This window comes from Streptomyces bambusae, assembly GCF_020532645.1.
Classification (GTDB): domain Bacteria; phylum Actinomycetota; class Actinomycetes; order Streptomycetales; family Streptomycetaceae; genus Streptomyces; species Streptomyces bambusae.
The window spans coordinates 109,545-127,262 of the sequence record NZ_JAJAUZ010000012.1 but is presented as its reverse complement, the minus strand read 5'-3'; the positions used below and the strand labels follow the sequence as shown (position 1 = coordinate 127,262).

Sequence of the window (17,718 nt, the reverse complement as noted above, 5' to 3'; positions counted from 1 at the left end):
GCCCACCGCCGCTGGTGCCGTTCGTACCCTCCGGCTGCACCGTGCCACCTTCTCCCGTGCGTCGAGCTTCCGGCCGTAGGGGACGAGCCTTGCCGTCAGGGCTGACCGGGCGGGGGCCGTTTACTCAACTTGAACGCTCTGATGGCGAATTCGATGCACCGGTTGCGCGCACTGTTCACCGAATCGGCCAGAATCGGTCAGGTTGCGGGATCTTGGCCGGAGAACAGCCGCTCCGCGCAACGGAGTTCACCGTCGGGCCGGCTGGCGGTCAGCGGCGCCCGTAACCCGGCAGTCCCTGCCGAAGTGCCCGAAGTGCGTAGTGCGTACGGGACTTGACCGTTCCGGCGGGGATCCCGAGCCGGCGGGCGGCCTCGGTGACCGAACGGCCGCGGAAGTAGACCTCCACGAGCACGTCCCGATGCTGTGCCCCCAGCGAACCGACCGCCCGGCGCACGTCGATGGCCGTCACCGCGCCCGACACAGCGTCCTCGGGGGCCGGGGTCAGCTCCAGCGGCTCCGACTCCACCTCCTGCGGCCGGGACAGCCGGGCCCGCCGGGCGTCGATCGCCAGCCGGCGGCCGACCGTGAACAGCCACGGCCGCATCGAGGCGTGCGGGCTCTCCCAGGCCTCGGGATGCTGCCAGGCCCGTACGAGGGTTTCCTGGACGAGGTCCTCAGCGCGCTGCGCGTCACCGTGGGTGAGCCCGAGGAGGAATCCGAACAGGGCCCGGCCGTGCTCGCGCTGGAGATCGGCCAGGGCCTCGGCGCCGGTCCGCCGCAGGGTCGTCGAGCTGCTCACCGGTGGGCTCCTTCCGTGGGCCGCGGAGATCCGGTGCACCCACCCTGACCTGCGGCCCGCGGCCCGGGAACCGCCCGGCCGGGGCGGGGCGCCCAAGCGTGTGCCGGGGTCCGCCGGACGGACGGCGGCTGCGACGAACGGTCGGTCGGCTGCGGTGAACGGCGGGCCGGGCGCATCCGATCCGGGGACCGCGGTGGTGCGGCGCCTTGACGGGCCACCCGTTCCCGAGTCAATTGTGAAGATCGGATAGTCCTACTAATGGGAGCTGGGGTTGATGGGCAGAGACGGCACACCGCGCAGACCCGCCACCGCTTCGGCGGCGTCGGCCGCGGTCCTCGGAGCGGTCCTCGCGGCAGCCCTCGCCGGCTGCTCGGCACCGGATGCCGCCCCCGCGCGGATGGGCGGCCCGGACCGCCCGCCGGCGGCCGGGGCCACCACCGCCGCCGCCCGCGGCTTCACCCTGGTCGCCAGCGGCGACGTCCTCCCGCACGACTCGGTCATCCGGCAGGCCGCGGTGGACGCGGAGGGCGCCGGATACGACTTCCGGCCCATGTTCGCGGCGGTGAAACCGCTGGTCGGCAAGGCCGACCTGGCGCTGTGCCACATGGAGACCGTGTACGGGCCGGCGGAGGGGCCGTTCACCGGCTACCCGGCCTTCGTCTCCCCGCCGCAGATCGCCGCCGCCCTCAAGGCCACCGGGTACGACGGCTGCTCCACCGCCTCGAACCACACCCTCGACGACGGCGCCGACGGGCTGCGCCGCACCCTCGACGCCTTCGACCGGCAGGGGCTCGGCCACGCCGGGTCGGCGCGTACGGCCGCGGAGGCCGCCGCACCGCAGACGTACACCGCCGGCACCGCCAAGGTCGCCCATCTGGCCTACACGTACGGGACCAATGACGTGCCGCTGCCGGAGGGGCAGCCGTGGGCGGTCAACCTGATGGACGAGAAGAAGATCCTCGCCGACGCGCGGGCGGCGCGGCGGGGCGGCGCCGACGTGGTCCTCGTCAGCCTGCACTGGGGCAGCGAGTGGCAGACCGCGCCGGACGCGGTCCAGCTGGAGCTGGGGCGCTCGCTGACGGCCGCCACGACCGGCGGGCGGCCGGACGTCGACCTGATCCTCGGCACGCACGCGCACGTGCCGCAGGCGTACGAGAAGGTCAACGGGACCTGGGTGGTCTACGGCATGGGCGACCAGATCGCCGGGCGGATGGTCAACCACGACGGCGACTTCGATCCGCGCGGCAACTACGGGTCGCTCGCGCGGTTCCGCTTCGAGCCGCCGGGGCGGGTGGGGGAGCGGTGGCGGGTGACGAAGGCGGAGTTCGTGCCGCAGTGGATGGACACCGGTGTCGGCCGCCTCGTCCACCTGCCCGACGGACTTGCGGCCGAGCCGGGCCGGCAGGACTACCGGGTGGCCCTGGACGCCGTCTCCGAAGCCGTCCTCAGCCGGGGCGCGGCCCGCGCCGGCCTCACCCTGGGCCGCTGACGGGGGCTCCGCGCCTCAGTCGCCGGCGGGGCCCAAAGATCGGGGACTCCGCCCCCGGACCCCCGCGCCTCAATCGGCGGGGCTTGTTTTTGCCCCGCAGCGTCCGATGCCGGGGCCGGGCGACACATCAAGCCCGTCCGGCGATCGAGGACCGGGGTCCGGGGCGGAGCCCCGGGAGCGGGGGCGCCGGCCCCCGAGGGTGTGCACGGCGCGCGCGCCGGGCGTGGCGTACCTACAGTCCAAGCATGAGCGTGCGCGCGGAGGACACCCACACGGCCCGCAAAGCGGCGGCGGGGATCCGGTTCCTGAACCGGATCCCCGACGGCTTCGCCGCCTTCTTCGGCACCCTCGGCCTCCTCTGCGCCCTCCTGGCCCTCTCACCCGGCCTGCGCCGCCTCCTGCGCCCGGTGGTCCGCTTCCTCGACGAGATCGTCGTCCCCGTCAGCGCCAACCTCGCCTACGCCGTCTTCCTCTTCCTCCTCGCCGCCGCCCTCGGCGCCCGCAAGAAGGTCGCCTGGTGGATCGTCGTCTGCTACCTCGGCCTCCTGATCCTCGTGGACCTCGTCTGGATGGCGGACGGCGAGTACGTGATCGGCGCCGCCTCCTTCGTCCTCGCGGTCGCCGCCACCGTCGTCCTGGTCCTGGCCCGCGGAGAGTTCTACGCCGCCTCCCGCAGCGGCGCCTTCTGGCGCGCCCTGCTCGTCCTCGGCCTCGGCCTCCTCGCCGCCGTCCTCCTCGGCTGGGGCCTCGTCGCCATCTGGCCCGGCACCCTCCCGCGCGGCCAGTGGCTCGACTGGGCCGCCAAGCAGGTCTTCGGCGGCCTCTTCTCCGCCCGCCAGTTCGACGGCCGCCCGCCCCGCCCGCTGTTCTTCTTCTGCGGCCTGTTCGGCGCCCTCGCCCTGCTGAACGCCGCTGCCACGCTCTTCCGCTCCCAGCGCCTCACCGCCGCCCTGCACGGCGACGAGGAACCCCGCATCCGCGCCCTGCTCGGCGCCTACGGCCACAACGACTCGCTCGGCTACTTCGCCACCCGCCGCGACAAGGCCGTCGTGTTCGCCCCGAACGGCAAGGCCGCCGTCACCTACCGCGTCGAGGCCGGCGTCTGCCTCGCCAGCGGCGACCCGGTGGGCGACCCCGGAGCCTGGACCCCGGCCGTCGACGCCTGGCTCGCGGTGGCCCGCAAACACGGCTGGGCCCCCGCCGTCATGGGCGCCTCCGAGCACGGCGCCACCGCCTACGCCCGCTCCGGTCTCGGCGCGCTCCAGCTGGGCGACGAGGCCATCCTGCACGTGGCCCAGTTCGACCTGGCGGGCCGCGACATGCGCGTCACCCGCCAGGCCGTCAACCGGGTCCGGCGGGCCGGCTGCAGCACGCAGATCCGGCGCCACTCCGCCCTCACCGACGAGGAGATGAACCGCATCATCGACCGCGCCGACCAGTGGCGCGACACCGAGACCGAACGCGGCTTCTCCATGGCCCTCGACCGGCTCGGCGACCCCGCCGACGGCGACTGCCTGCTCGTCGAGGCCTTCGACGCCGACGGCACCCTGATCGCCCTGCTGTCCTTCGTCCCCTGGGGCAAGGACGGCATCTCCCTCGACCTGATGCGCCGCGACCGCCGCGCCCCCAACGGCGTCATGGAGTTCATGGTCGCCGAACTGTGCGCCGCCTCGCCCAAGCTCGGCATCCGCCGGATCTCACTGAACTTCGCCGTCTTCCGCTCCGTCTTCGAGGAGGGCGCCCGGATCGGCGCCGGCCCCGTCCTGCGGCTGTGGCGCCGGCTGCTGCTGTTCTTCTCCCGCTGGTGGCAGCTGGAGGCCCTGTACCGCTCCAACGTGAAGTACGGGCCCGAGTGGTACCCGCGGATGCTCTGCTACGCCGACGCCGGTTCGCTGGCCCGGATCAGCCTCGCCTCCGGCATCGCCGAGGGGTTCGTCTCCGTACCGAGCCTGCGCAAGCTGTGGGGCAAGGGGCACCCGTCCGGCGTCACCGCCCCCGCCACCACCGAAGGCCTGCCCTCCATCGCCTCCCTCGGCCTCGGCGAGGAGGAACAGGAGACGGCCGGGCCCGCGCTGCCCGATCAGGTCCGGGTCCGGCACCGGAAGCTGGAGCGGCTGCGCGCCGCCGGCACCGACCCGTACCCCGTCGTCATCGCACGCCGTACGCACACCCTCGCCGAGGTCCGCGCGGCCCACCCGGGACTCGCCCCCGGTGCCCGCACCGGCGACACGGTCACCGTGGCCGGCCGGGTGATGGTCGTCCGCGACCTCGGCGGCGTGGTCTTCGCCGTCCTGCGCGACTGGTCCGGCGACCTCCAGCTGATGTTCACCCGCGACGGCTCCGGCACCGCCCTCGGCTCGTTCACCGCCGACGTCGACTTCGGCGACCACGTGACGGCCACCGGGGAGATCGCCGCCAGCCGCAGCGGGGAGCCGTCGGTACTCGTCCGCTCCTGGCAGCTCACCGGCAAGTGCCTGCGCCCGCTGCCCGACAAGCGCAAGGGCCTCGCCGACCCCGAGGCCCGGGTCCGCCGCCGCTACCTGGACCTGGTCGCCAGTCCCGAGGCCCGCGACGTGGTCCGGGCCCGCTCCGCGGCCGTCCAGGCCCTCCGCCAGGGGCTGCTGGAACGCGGCTTCCTGGAGGTCGAGACCCCGATGCTCCAGCAGATCCACGGCGGGGCCAACGCCCGCCCCTTCACCACCCACATCAACGCCTACGACCTCGACCTCTACCTGCGCATCGCACCCGAGCTGTACCTCAAACGGCTCTGCGTCGGCGGCATGGAGAAGGTCTTCGAGATGGGCCGCACCTTCCGCAACGAGGGCGTCTCGTACAAGCACAACCCCGAGTTCACGATGCTGGAGGCCTACCAGGCCTTCGCCGACTACGACGTGATGCTCGAGCTGACCCGCGAGCTGATCCAGGGCGCCGCCACCGCAGCCTTCGGCGCCCCCGTCGCCCGCAAGGCCGGCAAGGACGGCCGGCTCGTCGAACACGACATCTCCGGCCCCTGGCCGGTGAAGACGCTGTACGGCGCGGTCAGCGAGGCGCTCGGCGAGCCGGTCGACGCCGACACCGAGGAGCACGTGCTGCGCGCCCTCTGCGACCGGGCCGGCGTCCCGCACACCCCCGAGGACACCCGCGGCGACGTGGTCCTGGAGATGTACGAGCGGCTCGTCGAGGAACGTACCCAGCTCCCCACCTTCTACAAGGACTTCCCCACGGACGTGTCCCCGCTCACCCGGCAGCACCGCACCGACCCGCGGCTCGCCGAACGCTGGGACCTGGTGGCCTTCGGCACCGAACTGGGCACCGCCTACTCGGAACTGACCGACCCGGTCGAGCAGCGGCGCCGGCTCACCGCCCAGTCCCTGCTCGCCGCCGGCGGGGACCCCGAGGCGATGGAACTCGACAACGACTTCCTCGACGCCCTGGAGTACGCGATGCCGCCCACCGGCGGCCTGGGCATCGGCGTCGACCGGCTCGTCATGTTCCTCACGGGACTCACGATCCGCGAGACGCTCCCGTTCCCGCTGGTCCGCAGGTCCTGACACACTCGGCCGGCGATTTCCGGCCGCACCGGGCGAAACCGGCCACCGCCCGTGCGGGCTCCTCCCATCGGGTGCTTTAACCCACTTGACCAGTGTCGATGAGCGCTCCACGCTGTCTGGCGTGCGAGCTGTTGGTAATGAAATCTGAAGAGCTGATTCCGGGTCGCCGGATGGTGCTGCGCACCGCCGTCTTCCTCGGAGCCGCCGTCGCCTCCGGACTCTTCACCGGGGGAGAGGCCGGAACCCCCGGCCGGCACACGGCCGCCGCCCCCGGGGCGGGCGGACCGCAGGCGAGCGGAGCGGCGCCGGGTGCTGCCCCCGCACCCGCCCCCGGCCCCCCGCAGGCGGTGCGCCCCGGGGCCCGCGCCCCGTACCGGCTCAGCCCGATGGCCGACGAGATGCCCCGCCGCCGCCCCGCCAAGCCGCCGGTCCGCACCCGCCCGCTGCTCGACATGCCGCCCGCCGGCAGCAGCATGGCGCTGACCTTCGACGACGGACCCGACCCCCGCTACACCCCGAAGATCCTGGACACCCTCGCCCGCCACGATGTCAAGGCGGTGTTCTTCGTCTGCGGGGAGATGGCCACCGAACACCGCGACCTGCTGCGCCGCATGGCCGACGAGGGCCACGTGATCGGCAACCACACCTGGACCCACCCGCTCATCCCCAGGCTGAGCCGGCCGGCCCTCGACCGGGAGATCCGCCGCACCAGCGAACTCGTCGACCGTGTGACCGGCACGGCACCCGTCTGGTTCCGCGCCCCGTTCGGCGCCTGGAACCGGGCGGCGTTCGAGATCGGGGCGGACCTCGGCATGGAACCCCTGGCGTGGACCGTGGACACGCTGGACTGGCAGGAGCCGGGCACCTCCACGATCGTCACCCGGGTGCTGCGCGGCGCCGCCCCCGGCGTGGTCGTCCTCTCCCACGACGCGGGCGGCGACCGCTCGCAGAGCGTGGCCGCCCTGCGCAGCTACCTGCCCCGGCTGCTGGAGCGCGGCTACCGCATGACCCTGCCGGCACTGCCGCTGCGCGACTGACGCCTGCGGGCCCCGGCGAGGGGCCCGCAGCAACGTTCATGCAGTCCGCGTTCGACGACGGGTCTCAGCGCACCGCCACCATGCGGGCGAACACCACCACGTTGCCGTCGTAGCCGCCGGCCTTGGAGTAGCCGCCGCCGCAGGTGATCACGCGGAGTTCGGCGTGCCCGGTGTCGCCGTAGACCCGCGGGCCGGGGAAGTCGTGCTTCGAGAAGACCTCGACGCCGTACACCTCGAACACGGCCGTGCGGCCGTCGTACCGCGCCACCTCCACCTCGTCGCCCTTGTGCACCGAGCCCAGGCCGTAGAAGACCGCCGGGCCCTTCTCGTTGTCGACGTGGCCGACGACCACGGCCGTGCCGCGCTGCCCGGGGGCGACGCCGTTCAGGTACCAGCCGGCCAGGTTCGGGTCCTGCGGGGGAGGCGCGTCGATCCAGCCCTCCGCGTCCAGACCGACCGTCATGGTCGGCGCGTCCACCCGGATCGAGGGGATCCGGATCCGTTCCACCGTGGAGTGGTCCAGGACCTCCAGGCCGGCCGGGGGCGTGGGCGCGGCCGCGGCCTGGCTGTCCGGCTGCACCTTGACCGCGGCGGCCGCGGCCGGCTGAGGCGGGCCGTTCTCGGCGTCCGCCCCGTTCCGGATCATGGCGAGGCCGGTGAGCATGACCAGGGCCAGCACCCCCCACGGGGAGCGTTTCCTGCGGTCCGGCCCGGTCTCGTCCTCGGTCATCTCTCTCCCTTCCCGACGCGGGGTTCCCCGCCCGCGTTCTCTTCCCCCTTGTCCCGCACCGTAGGGCGGCGCGCTGCGGGCGGCGACCGGGGAGGCGGCGAACGAGTGGCCGGGCCGGCCCCGGACCGGGACGGATGCGCCCATACGAGTAAAGGTCATATAAAACACCTGACGGTGTGTGACCTGCGGATCCGTCAGATTCGCCCGGCGTGTCGGCGGGCGGGGCGGCCCCGGTCCAAAATGCGCGGAATCAAAGACTCCGTGAGGGTTCGTCATGGGAGGCGTTCTCGTCGATCAGCCCGTGGCAACTGCCCCGGCGCGCCTCTCCTCTGGAGGTTCCACCATGCGTGTTGCACGCGTATTCCTGGCGACGGCCGCAGCCGTCGCAGCCATCGGCCTGGCCGCACCGGCGGCCCTCGCGGGCGGTGCCCCCGTGGGCGGGGACGGCGGCGGCCGCGGCGGCAACGGCGGCGGCGGTGACGGCCGGGGCCCCCGTGACATCACCGTCAACCCCCTCAACGTGCACCAGGGTGCCCGGATGGACGTCACCGCGACCGGCTGCCGGGACGGCGGCGAGGTCGAGTCCCCCGATGCCTTCCGTGACAAGAAGATGTCCCCGGGCCGGATCAGCTTCGCGACGGTCCGCATCTTCGACGAGGCCCGGCCCGGTCGCCACACGCTGACCGTGCGCTGCCACGGCAGCGACGTCCTCGGCACCCACGAGTTCCGGGTCCTCCCGGCCCGTGGCGCGCAGGGCGGCCTCGGTGGCTCGTTCGGCCCGTCCACCGCCGAGACCGCGATGGGCGCCGGGCTGGTGGGCGTGGCGGCGCTGGGCGCCGGCGTGCACGTGATGCGCCGCCGCCGCTCGCTCCGCGGCCGCATCTGACCGCCCGAACCTCCCGGGCCCGACGCGCAACCGCCCGGAGCCCCGAGTCCACGGCGGACTCGGGGCTCCGGGCGGTTCGGGGGACCCGGGCGGGCGTCCCGTCAGCGCCGGCCGGGCCGGCGGCGCATCGCGTACGTCGTACCCGCGGCGGCGATGAGGAAGAGGGCGGCGCCGGTGGCGATCTGGCCGCCGGAGACGCCCGAGACGCTGCCGCCGAAGCCGCCGCGCACGCCCTGCGCCGCCGCCGTCGTCGAGCTGGTGACGGGGGAGCTCGACGGTAGGGGGGCCGCGGCGATCGTGAGGTTGGTCGAGCCTGACACTCCGTTGCAGGTGAAGGTCACCGCGTAGCTGTCGCCGCGCCGGGCGTCCAGGTCGACGGTGGCGGACGCCGTGGTGGTCCCGCGGGCGAAGTTGACGGTGTCGAAGATCCCCGACGAGGCCTGCCCCGGGCCGTCGCAGCTCGTGAGCATGAGGCTGACCTGCCCGCCCGGCTGGACCTGGGTCGACGGCGTGACGGCGAAGCCGAACGGTGTGATCGGCTGGGTGCCGGCCGCCACGGCGGCCGGCGCGGAGAGCGAGAGCACGGCGGCTGCGGCGCCCGCCGCGATCAGATGCCTGGACGTGTTGCGTATCGCGCGCATGGTCGGACCTCCGGGTCCCCGAGGAGCCGCTGCGGAAACCTGTTCCACATGTGGGGGTTCGTGCACCTCGATGAACGCCACGCTAGGTGCGCGCAAGGTGACCCGCGATCAGGGTCAGGCGAACGGGGGAGCCGTCTCGTCCGTGTGGGCGAACCCCGCCGTCAGCGCAGGCCCGGGAACTTCTCGAAGAACGGGTCCGCGGTGGCGGAGATGCCCCGCCCGAACGGCGCGTCGAAGTCCCAGATCAGGAACAGCAGGAAGGCGATCAGCGCGCTGAACAGTCCGGCGAGCAGCATCTCCCGGAACGAGCGCCTGATCTGCAGGGTGAAGATCAGACCGACGGTCACCGCCGCCCCGGCGATGAGCCCGAACCAGACCACCCCCGGCATGGTCGCGCCGGCGCCCGCGGCCCGGGCGCTGCGCGCGTCGTCCACGGCGGCGACCTGGTCCACCAGCGGCTGGTACGCCTGCCCCTCGTGGTCGGTCTTCGGCTCGTAGTCGGTGACGTCCCGGCGGATCCGCTCCAGCAGCCGCTCCCCCTCGTCGGTCAGCTCGCCCCGTTCGGCCATCACCTGCCACTCGTCCTCGACGACGTACGCGGCGTAGGCGGTGACGTCGGCCCGGATCCGGGCGCGCACGTCCGCCGGGTACACCTCCGCCCGGACGCTCACCTCGTGCAGGGCCTGGGCCTCCTGGCGGACGTACTCCTGGGCCGCGCTGCGGCCCTCCCAGACGCCGGCGATGGCCAGGCCCAGCACGATCGCGTAGATCACGCCGATCATCATCGTCATGTACTCGATGACGTCGGGGGTCTCCGAGGGATCGTCGTCGTCGCCGATCCGCCGGTGGTTGAGGAACGCGATGGAGAGGACCACGGCGCATGCCGCGGCCATCGCGAGGGACAGGACGAGCCATTCCGACAAGGGGGTCTCCGGGTGCGAGCGGACGGGATCTGCGGGCTTGCGGGTGCCTGCCGTCGGCGGGTCAGCGCGGGCGCAGGGCGACGATGGCGAGCACCGCGGGCGCCGTGGCGAGCAGGGTGAAGGTCACCGGCGAGATGTGGTGCTGCGGCGGTTTGCGGGCCGCGGCGCGGTAGGCGGGCCGTGGGACCGGGGTGCGGGTCGGCGCCGGGGTGGGCCGCGCGGCGGGCGTGCGGCGCGGCGCCGCGGGCACCGGTTCGGCGCGGACCACGGGCGGCGCTGCGGTCCGGGGCCCGGCGGGCGACGGCGGCGCGGGGCGCGGCGGCACGGGGGGTGCCTCGGTGAGCGTCGGGCGGGGCTCGGGCGTCGGCTTCCGGGTCGGCGTCGGCGTCGGCGTGGGCTTGGGAGTCGGCTTCGGCGTGGGCTTCGGTGTCGGCTTGGGGGTGGGCTCGGGCGTCGGGGTCGGGGTGGGCTTCGGGCACGGGCAGTGGCACTTGCAGTGGCCGTGCCCATGGCCGTGACCGTGGCAGCCGGGGCGGCAGCCGTGCCCCTTGCCGTGGCACCGGTCCTTGCCGTGGCCCTTGCCCCGGCCCTTCTCGTGGCCCTTGCCCCGGCCTTCGCCGGGCGCGCCGCGACTGTGACGGTCGCCACCCCCGGATAACGCGCCGGGGCCCGGGACGGCGTACGGCAGCGCCGCCGCGCCGGTGTCGTCCGCGCAGCCGAAGGCGCAGCTATCGGCCACGGCAGGGGTGACGGCGAGTGCGGCCCAGAGCAGGACCGTGACCGCCGCCATCCGTCTGGCTCTGGGTCTGTTCACGCGGGGAGCATGGGCGAGCGGCCCGCGGCACACGCGGCGAGCCCACCGGATTCGCCCGATCGGGCGGACTTTCAACCCGATAGGTTTGAGCCAAGGATGCCGTCTACCCGGTCAGGTGTCGTTAAAACCCAAAAGGGATTTGTCGGCTTCGGTCAACGCTTGCGCGGGTGCGGGCACGTGCCTTTGGTGTGTGACGAAGAACGGATCGCCAATTTCCGCTTTGGCTCGCCCGGTTGGGCAATGATCAGTAGATTCGGCTCGGACAGCCGTCGGACTAGGTCTTGGAGAAGTGATGGAGCGCCCGGACTGGGCACCGCCAGGCATCGACATATCGGTGCCCAGCGTGTCCCGTATCTACGACTACTACCTGGGCGGGTCGCACAATTTCGAGGTCGACCGGCAGACGGCCCGCCGGGCCATGGAATTCCTGCCGGGCCTCCCCAAGATCATGCAGGCCAACCGCGCGTTCATGCGCCGCGCCGTCCGCCACGCGGTGGCCGAAGGCATCACCCAGTTCCTCGACATCGGCTCCGGCATCCCCACCTTCGGCAACGTCCACGAGGTCGCGCAGGCGGCGACCCCCGACGCCCGCGTCGTCTACGTCGACCACGACCCGGTCGCGGTCGCCCACAGCCGGGCCGTCCTCGCCGCCGACGACCGCAGCGACATCGTCGCGGCCGACCTGCGCAAGCCGGCCGACATCCTGCACAGCCCGCAGGCGCTGTCCCTCCTCGACTTCGACCGGCCCGTCGCGCTGCTCCTCGTCGCCGTCCTGCACTTTCTGGAGGACCACGACCGCCCCCACGAGGCGGTCGCCGAACTCCGCGACGCCCTCGCCCCCGGCAGCCTGATCGTCCTCACCCACGCCTCCTACGAGGGGCTGCCCACCGCCCGCGAGGTCGCCGGCGGCGCCGTCGACGTCTACCGCGGCACCCGCAACCCGCTCGTGATGCGCAGCCGCGAGGAGGTGACCGCGTTCTTCGACGGCTTCGAGATCCTCGAACCCGGCGTCGTCGCCATGCCCCGCTGGCGCCCCGAACCCGAAGCCGACCCCGACGCCCCCGCCGGCGACCCCGGCGCCGCCCTCCCGGACGGGCCGGACGACGACGAGGACCCGTACACCTTCGCGGGATTCGCAGGCGTGGGACGCAAGGCGTGAGAATCCCCGTACAGACGGGGGAGGCGACCGCGCTCCCCGACAGCCCGGAGGACCGGATCACGCGCTTCGCGCGGATCTGGAGCCGGGCCATCTTCCCGGTCACCGCCACCTCCCTCACCCGCCAGGAGTTCGAGGTCCACCTCGTCCCCCTGGCCCGCGAGCTGTCCCGGGCCCTGCACGCCCAGCCCTTCGACCCGGCCCCCGCCCAGCGCATCGGCGCCGACCTGGTCGCCGTGCACTGCACCGACCCCGACGCCCTCTCCGGCACCCTCGGGGTCATCGAGTCGTACCTCGTCCTCTACTGCGGCCCCGCCGGCCGCGAGGACGGCGAGGAGTACCGGGCCCGCTGCGCCCGGCTCCAGCACGCCCTGGCCGCCGGCTACGCCCGCGCCCTGCGCGAGCGCACCCTCGGCGAGCAGGAGGCCATCGCCCGCTCCGCGCTGAGCGCCCGCACCGACGCCCAGCAGGCCCTGCACGCGAGCGAGGCGCGCTTCCGCGCCGTCTTCGAGGACGCCGCCGTCGGCATCGGCATCGCCGACCTCGACGGCAACGTGCTGGAGTGCAACGAGGCCCTCACCCGGATGTTCGGCGGCGTCGAGGGCCACATCCGCGGCCGCAACGTCTGTGACTGGAGCCACCCGGAGGACACCCCGCAGGTCTGGCGCATGTACGGCGAACTCGTCCGCGGCGAGCGCGACCACTACCGCGTCGAGAAGCCGTACTACCGCCACGACGGCACCGTCCTGTGGACCAACCTGACGGTCTCCCTGCTCCGCGACGCGGACGGCAAGCCGCAGTACCAGCTCGCGCTGATGGAGGACACCACCGAGCGCCGCCTGCTGAACCTGCGGCTGCGCTACGAGGCCACCCACGACGCCCTCACCGGCCTCCCCAACCGGACCCTGTTCTTCGAGCGGCTGGAGAAGGCGCTCGCCGGCAAGGGCGGCCGCTTCGGCCTCTGCTACCTCGACCTCGACGGCTTCAAGGCCGTCAACGACAGCCTCGGCCACGCGGCCGGGGACCGGCTCCTGGTGGAGGTCGCGGACCGGCTGCAGAGCTGCGCCACCGGCCCGGGCGAGATGGTGGCCCGCCTCGGCGGCGACGAGTTCGTCGCCCTCACCACCTCGGCCGCCGGCCCGCAGGACGTCACCGACCTCGCGATGCGGATCCTCAGCACCCTCTCCGCGCCGGTCCGCCTCGACGGCCGCGAACTCTCGGTCCGCGGCAGCATCGGCATCGTCGAGGGCCCGGCGGGGGAGCGCGGCCCGGCCGAGGTGCTGCGCAGCGCCGACATCACGATGTACCGGGCCAAGGGCGCGGGCGGCAACCGCTTCGAGCTGGCCGACGCGGAGGCCGACGCCCGCGCCATCACCCGCCACGGGCTGACCAACGCCCTCCCGGCGGCCCTGGAGCGCGGCGAGTTCTTCATCGAGTACCAGCCGCTGGTCCACCTCCACGACGGCAGCGTGCACGGCGCGGAGGCCCTGGTCCGCTGGTCCCACCCGCAGCACGGGGTGCTGGGGCCCGACCGGTTCATCCCGCTCGCCGAACGCACCGGCCTGATCGTCCCCCTGGGCCGCTGGGTCCTGGAGGAGGCGGTCCGGCAGGCCCGCACCTGGCAGCGCGAGCACGGCGGCCCGCTCCGCATCAACGTCAACCTCTCCCCGACCCAGCTCCACCACCCCGGGCTGGTCGCCGACACCGTCGCCGTCCTGGAGGAGTCCGGACTGGCGCCGGGCGCGCTGTGCCTGGAGGTCACCGAGTCCGCGCTGATAGGCGCCGACGACCAGCTGCTGGAGCCGCTGCGCCGGCTGGCCGCCCTGGGTGTGGACATCGCCCTCGACGACTTCGGCACCGGCTACTCGAACCTCGCCAACCTGCGCCGGCTGCCGGTCAGCGTGCTCAAGCTCGACCGGTCCTTCACCCAGAGCATGCAGCGCCTGCCCGCCGACCCGGTCGACGTGAAGATCGTCGAGGGGATCGTCGCCCTCGCCCACAGCCTCGAACTCGCGGTCACCGTCGAGGGCGTGGAGACCGGCGCCCAGGCGGCCCAGCTCCGCGCCCTGGGCTGCGACACCGCCCAGGGCTGGTACTACGCCCGCCCGGGTGCCCCCGACCGCATCCACGCCCTCTCGCTGGCGGACGCCGTGCCGTCCTGACCGCCGATCCGTCCCGGGAGGGCCGCCGCGGACCGCCTCAGGCGCCGCGGCGGAGCAGGCCGCGGACGTAGGCGGCCTGGCCGGCGTGCTGGAGGTCGTCGGCGATCACGCTGACCAGGCGGACGCCCATGGTCACCGGCGGGTCCCAGCGGGTGTCCACCACCCGGTCGAGGTCGGCGGCCTGGACGGTGGGCAGCCAGGCAGTGGTCCGGGAGTGGACGGCGTCGAAGTAGGCCAGCAGCAGGCCGCCCGAGGCCACGCGTACGGACGCCGCCTCCGCGGCGGTGTGGCCGTACCCCGTGGAGGAGGGCGCCAGCGGCAGGGCGAAGCGGTCGGCGAAGCCCTCGGCGGTCCAGGCCTGTTCACGTCCGGCCAGCTCGGACACGTGGTCGTCCTGGATGCGGGTCAGGTGCCAGACGAGCCAGGCGACGGAGTTCGCGTGACCGTCCGGACGTGCGGCGAGGTCCTCCGCACCGAGCCCGTCCACGGTCTCGTGGACGACCTCGTGGATGCGCTGGAAACAGTCCGCCAGGAGCTGGGTGGCCTTCATGGCCCCCACCCTGCCAGGCCGTTCCGGGTCCGGTGCGCCGCCGCCACCCGTTCGGGTTAGGCTTCCGGCGCCGGCCCCGGGGGAGGGACGGCCGGGGGAAAGGGGCCGGGACGACCATGGTGATCACCGCGCGCGGACTCAACCGGGCCACGCTCGCCCGACAGATGCTGCTCCACCGCGAACCGCTCGGCGCGGCCGAAGGGGTGCGGCGGGCCGTCGCCCTCCAGGCCCAGCAGCCCGCCTCCCCCTACCTCGCGCTCTGGAACCGGCTCGCCGGCTTCGATCCGGCCGACCTGGACGGCGCGTTCGCCGGGCGCAGCGTGGTCAAGGCCACCCTGATGCGCATCACCCTGCACGCCGTCCACGCCGACGACCTGCCCGCCTTCCACGAGGCCCTCCAGCCCGTGCTCCGCGGCGCCCGGCTCGGCCCCCGCTTCACCGTGTCCGGCCTGACCGCGCAGGACGCCGACCGGCTGGTCCCCGAGGTGCTCGGGTACGCCGACCGGCCCCGCACCAACACGGACTTCACCGCCTGGCTCGAAGAGCGGCTCGGGACGCCGCCGCACCCGGGCGCCTGGTGGGGGCTGCGGCACTACACGCCGCTGGTGCACGCCCCGACCGCCCCGCCCTGGTCCTTCGGCGCCCGGCCCGCCTACCGCGCCCCGGACGTCCGGCCGGTCCTCGCGGACGCCGGCACGTCCGACGCCCGGCTCCGGACGCTGGTGCTCCGCTACCTTGCGGGGTTCGGACCGGCCTCGGCCGCGGACGTGGCGCAGTTCGGACTGGTCCCGAAGGGGCGGGCGCGCGCCGCCCTGCACGCGCTCGGCGACCGGCTGGAACGGCTCGAAGGCCCCGGCGGCGAGGAGCTGTTCGACCTGCCCGGAGCTGCGCGCCCAGACGCCGGCACTCCCGCCCCGCCCCGGCTGATGGCCATGTGGGACAGCATCCTGCTGGCGTACGCGGACCGCTCCCGCGTCATCCCGCCCGCCTACCGGCCACTCGTGATCCGGCGCAACGGCGACGTCCTGCCGACGCTGCTCGTCGACGGGTACGTGGCCGGGGTGTGGCGCCCCGGACCGGGCGGGATCGAGGCCACGGCCTTCCACCCGCTGCCCGGAGACGTCTGGGAGGGGCTGGCCGCCGAGGCCCGTGCCCTGACGGCCTTCCTGGCCGGCCGCGAACCGCAGGTGTACGCCCGCTACGGCCACTGGTGGAGCAAGATCCCCGCCGACGCCGAGACCAGGCTGCTGCCCGCCGCCTGACCCGGCACGTCCCGCGAGCGGTCAGGCGTACCGCCCGATGAGGTCCCACATCAGCTCCCGGGCCGCGCGGGGCGGCGCCACGTCGGTGCGGTGGGCCAGGGCGATCGTGCGGCGCAGCGGGGAGCCGGCGAGCGGGGTGGTGCGCAGGCCCGGGCCGGCGCGTTCGGCCACCATGGCGGGGACCACCGCCGGTCCCAGGCCGGCCCGTACGAAGCCCAGGACCGCGTCCATCTCTCCGCCCTCCACCACGAACGACGGCTCGAAGCCCTCCGCCCGGCAGGCCGCCACCGTCAGTTCCCGCAGGTCGTAGCCGTGCCGGAACATGACCAGCGGCTGGTCGCGCAGCTCCGCCACCGTCAGCGGGCCGCCGCCGCCCGGCGCAGGCCGGTCCGGCGAGGACACCACGACCAGGTCCTCCGTCAGGAGCTCGACCGTGGTCAGCGCCGGCGCGGACGGCGGCAGCGGCAGTGCGATCAGCGCCAGGTCCAGGGCGCCGCGGGCCAGCTCCCGCACGAGGTCCAGCGAGCCGCTCTCCTCGATCAGCAGCCGGATCCCCGGATGCGCCGAGTGGAAGGCGAGCAGCACCTCCGGCAGCAGGCCCGTGCACACGCTCGGAGTCGCCCCCAGCCGCACCCGGCCCCGCCGCAGCTGCGCCAGCTCCTGCACCTCCAGCCGGGCGGTGTCCGCATCCGCGAGGATCCGCCGGGCCAGCGGCAGCAGCGCCTCGCCCGCGTCGGTCAGCGCGATGTTGCCCCGCGCCCGGCTGAACAGCTCCGCCCCCAGCTCCCGCTCCAGCGCCTTGATCTGCTGGGACAGCGAGGGCTGCGCCACGTGCACCCGCTCGGCGGCCCGGGTGAAGTGCCGGGTCTCGGCCACGGCCACGAAATACACCAGCTGCTGGAATTGCATCGCACCAGCCTTGCATAGGTATGGCCTATGGAATTCAGCCGCATCATGTCTTGGACCTCTCGGGACCTGCGGCCCTAGCGTCGACGGCATGGCTCTGGCAACGCGGACGGCCCCCCGGCCGTCCCCCACCCCGCGCACCCCCGTCGGCCGCTTCTGGGGCTCGACCCTCGGCATGAAGGCCGTCATGGCGGTCTCCGGACTGATCATGCTCGGCTACCTGGTGGTCCACATGCTCGGCAACCTGAAGATCTTCTTCGGCCCGGACGAGTTCAACGCGTACGGGCGCTGGTTGCGCCACATGGGAGAACCGTTCCTGCACAGCCACTGGGGGCTCTGGGGCGCCCGCATCGTGCTGCTCGCCGCCGTCCTCGCGCACGCCGTCAGCGCGTACCGGCTCAGCCGCCGCGACCTGCGGGCCCGCCCGGTCGGCTACGCGCACCGCCGGCGGCGGGCGAGCTACGCCACCCGCACCATGCGCTGGGGCGGGGTCATCCTCGGCCTGTTCATCGTGTGGCACCTCCTCGACCTGACCACCCTCACGGTCAACGAGAACGCCCAGGAGGGCCGGCCGTACGAGAACGTCGTGGCCACCTTCTCCACCTGGTACGGCAACACGGTCTACCTGACCGCGATGCTCGCCCTCGGCCTGCACATCCGGCACGGCTTCTGGAGCGCCGCCCAGACCCTGGGTGCCGGCACCGTCCGCCGCGACCGCACCCTCAAGGCCCTCGCGAACCTGCTCGCCCTCGTGATCACCGCGGGCTTCGTCTCCGTACCCCTCGCCGTCATGACCGGACTGGTGAACTGAC

The 17,718-nt window shown here is 73.9% G+C and carries 15 protein-coding genes; 8 read left to right on the top strand and 7 right to left on the bottom strand.

Translation table 11 applies throughout. The annotated features are described in order from the left end of the window. Nucleotides 1-268: 268 nt before the first annotated feature. Nucleotides 269-799 (bottom strand): sigma-70 family RNA polymerase sigma factor, encoded by a 531-nt coding sequence (locus LG634_RS11595; protein WP_226733639.1) that lies wholly within the window; start codon nt 797-799, stop codon nt 269-271. Nucleotides 800-1,073: 274 nt separating this feature from the next. On the opposite strand from LG634_RS11595, the gene LG634_RS11590 reads away from it, so the two are divergent. From LG634_RS11590 to LG634_RS11580, 3 genes are all read left to right on the top strand, one after another. Next, complete coding sequence (locus LG634_RS11590) at nt 1,074-2,288, top strand: CapA family protein (protein WP_372482410.1); 1,215 nt, start codon at nt 1,074-1,076, stop codon at nt 2,286-2,288. Between the two features lie 245 nt (nt 2,289-2,533). Continuing rightward, entirely contained in the window at nt 2,534-5,839 is a 3,306-nt protein-coding gene (gene lysX, locus LG634_RS11585; RefSeq protein WP_226733638.1) for a bifunctional lysylphosphatidylglycerol synthetase/lysine--tRNA ligase LysX, read from the top strand. A gap of 137 nt (nt 5,840-5,976) precedes the next feature. Beyond that, complete coding sequence (locus tag LG634_RS11580) at nt 5,977-6,876, top strand: polysaccharide deacetylase family protein (protein WP_226733637.1); 900 nt, start codon at nt 5,977-5,979, stop codon at nt 6,874-6,876. 64 nt (nt 6,877-6,940) lie between these two features. On the opposite strand, the gene LG634_RS11575 is transcribed toward LG634_RS11580, so the two are convergent. Then, complete coding sequence (locus LG634_RS11575) at nt 6,941-7,606, bottom strand: class F sortase (RefSeq protein ID WP_226733636.1); 666 nt, start codon at nt 7,604-7,606, stop codon at nt 6,941-6,943. Nucleotides 7,607-7,949: 343 nt separating this feature from the next. Between LG634_RS11575 and LG634_RS11570 the strand changes: the two genes are divergently transcribed. Further along, complete coding sequence (locus tag LG634_RS11570; RefSeq protein ID WP_226733635.1) at nt 7,950-8,492, top strand: hypothetical protein; 543 nt, start codon at nt 7,950-7,952, stop codon at nt 8,490-8,492. Between the two features lie 101 nt (nt 8,493-8,593). On the opposite strand, the gene LG634_RS11565 is transcribed toward LG634_RS11570, so the two are convergent. The 3 genes from LG634_RS11565 to LG634_RS11555 all read right to left on the bottom strand — a co-directional run bounded on the left by LG634_RS11565 (nt 8,594) and on the right by LG634_RS11555 (nt 10,870). Then, nucleotides 8,594-9,133: a hypothetical protein gene (locus LG634_RS11565; protein ID WP_226733634.1), complete on the bottom strand. Its 540-nt coding sequence runs from the start codon at nt 9,131-9,133 to the stop codon at nt 8,594-8,596. A gap of 161 nt (nt 9,134-9,294) precedes the next feature. Continuing rightward, entirely contained in the window at nt 9,295-10,056 is a 762-nt protein-coding gene (locus LG634_RS11560; RefSeq protein WP_226733633.1) for a bestrophin-like domain, read from the bottom strand. 61 nt (nt 10,057-10,117) lie between these two features. Continuing rightward, on the bottom strand, nt 10,118-10,870 hold the full coding sequence (locus tag LG634_RS11555; protein ID WP_226733632.1) for a hypothetical protein: 753 nt from the start codon (nt 10,868-10,870) through the stop codon (nt 10,118-10,120). A gap of 292 nt (nt 10,871-11,162) precedes the next feature. Between LG634_RS11555 and LG634_RS11550 the strand changes: the two genes are divergently transcribed. Together LG634_RS11550 and LG634_RS11545 are read left to right on the top strand one after the other, a co-directional pair. Next, nucleotides 11,163-12,029, top strand: coding sequence for an SAM-dependent methyltransferase (locus tag LG634_RS11550; protein ID WP_226733631.1), 867 nt, complete (start codon nt 11,163-11,165; stop codon nt 12,027-12,029). Further along, the gene (locus LG634_RS11545; protein ID WP_226733630.1) at nt 12,026-14,188 is read left to right on the top strand and encodes a putative bifunctional diguanylate cyclase/phosphodiesterase; all 2,163 of its coding nucleotides are present in this window, start codon (nt 12,026-12,028) and stop codon (nt 14,186-14,188) included. Before LG634_RS11550 ends, LG634_RS11545 begins: the two co-directional genes overlap by 4 nt. Nucleotides 14,189-14,225: 37 nt before the next feature. Here the strand turns inward: LG634_RS11545 and LG634_RS11540 are convergent, their stop codons facing one another. Next, the gene (locus tag LG634_RS11540; RefSeq protein WP_226733629.1) at nt 14,226-14,738 is read right to left on the bottom strand and encodes a mycothiol transferase; all 513 of its coding nucleotides are present in this window, start codon (nt 14,736-14,738) and stop codon (nt 14,226-14,228) included. A gap of 116 nt (nt 14,739-14,854) precedes the next feature. On the opposite strand from LG634_RS11540, the gene LG634_RS11535 reads away from it, so the two are divergent. Further along, a complete protein-coding gene (locus LG634_RS11535) occupies nt 14,855-16,000 on the top strand; it encodes a winged helix DNA-binding domain-containing protein (RefSeq protein ID WP_226733628.1) in 1,146 nt (381 codons plus the stop codon). Between the two features lie 21 nt (nt 16,001-16,021). On the opposite strand, the gene LG634_RS11530 is transcribed toward LG634_RS11535, so the two are convergent. Further along, complete coding sequence (locus tag LG634_RS11530) at nt 16,022-16,909, bottom strand: LysR family transcriptional regulator (protein ID WP_226733627.1); 888 nt, start codon at nt 16,907-16,909, stop codon at nt 16,022-16,024. A gap of 88 nt (nt 16,910-16,997) precedes the next feature. Here LG634_RS11530 and LG634_RS11525 point away from each other — a divergent pair, with 88 nt between their 5' ends. Further along, nucleotides 16,998-17,717, top strand: coding sequence for a succinate dehydrogenase cytochrome b subunit (locus tag LG634_RS11525; RefSeq protein WP_226733626.1), 720 nt, complete (start codon nt 16,998-17,000; stop codon nt 17,715-17,717). Nucleotide 17,718 lies beyond the last annotated feature (1 nt).

What these genes read in the sequence shown, in the direction of transcription:
- LG634_RS11580 (WP_226733637.1), top strand. Translation starts at nt 5,977, where the DNA reads ATGAAATCTGAAGAGCTGATTCCGGGTCGCCGGATGGTGCTGCGCACC.
- LG634_RS11540 (WP_226733629.1), bottom strand. Translation starts at nt 14,738, where the DNA reads ATGAAGGCCACCCAGCTCCTGGCGGACTGTTTCCAGCGCATCCACGAG.
- LG634_RS11570 (WP_226733635.1), top strand. Translation starts at nt 7,950, where the DNA reads ATGCGTGTTGCACGCGTATTCCTGGCGACGGCCGCAGCCGTCGCAGCC.
- LG634_RS11550 (WP_226733631.1), top strand. Translation starts at nt 11,163, where the DNA reads ATGGAGCGCCCGGACTGGGCACCGCCAGGCATCGACATATCGGTGCCC.
- lysX (WP_226733638.1), top strand. Translation starts at nt 2,534, where the DNA reads ATGAGCGTGCGCGCGGAGGACACCCACACGGCCCGCAAAGCGGCGGCG.
- LG634_RS11535 (WP_226733628.1), top strand. Translation starts at nt 14,855, where the DNA reads ATGGTGATCACCGCGCGCGGACTCAACCGGGCCACGCTCGCCCGACAG.
- LG634_RS11565 (WP_226733634.1), bottom strand. Translation starts at nt 9,133, where the DNA reads ATGCGCGCGATACGCAACACGTCCAGGCATCTGATCGCGGCGGGCGCC.
- LG634_RS11525 (WP_226733626.1), top strand. Translation starts at nt 16,998, where the DNA reads ATGGCTCTGGCAACGCGGACGGCCCCCCGGCCGTCCCCCACCCCGCGC.
- LG634_RS11590 (WP_372482410.1), top strand. Translation starts at nt 1,074, where the DNA reads ATGGGCAGAGACGGCACACCGCGCAGACCCGCCACCGCTTCGGCGGCG.
- LG634_RS11575 (WP_226733636.1), bottom strand. Translation starts at nt 7,606, where the DNA reads ATGACCGAGGACGAGACCGGGCCGGACCGCAGGAAACGCTCCCCGTGG.
- LG634_RS11530 (WP_226733627.1), bottom strand. Translation starts at nt 16,909, where the DNA reads ATGCAATTCCAGCAGCTGGTGTATTTCGTGGCCGTGGCCGAGACCCGG.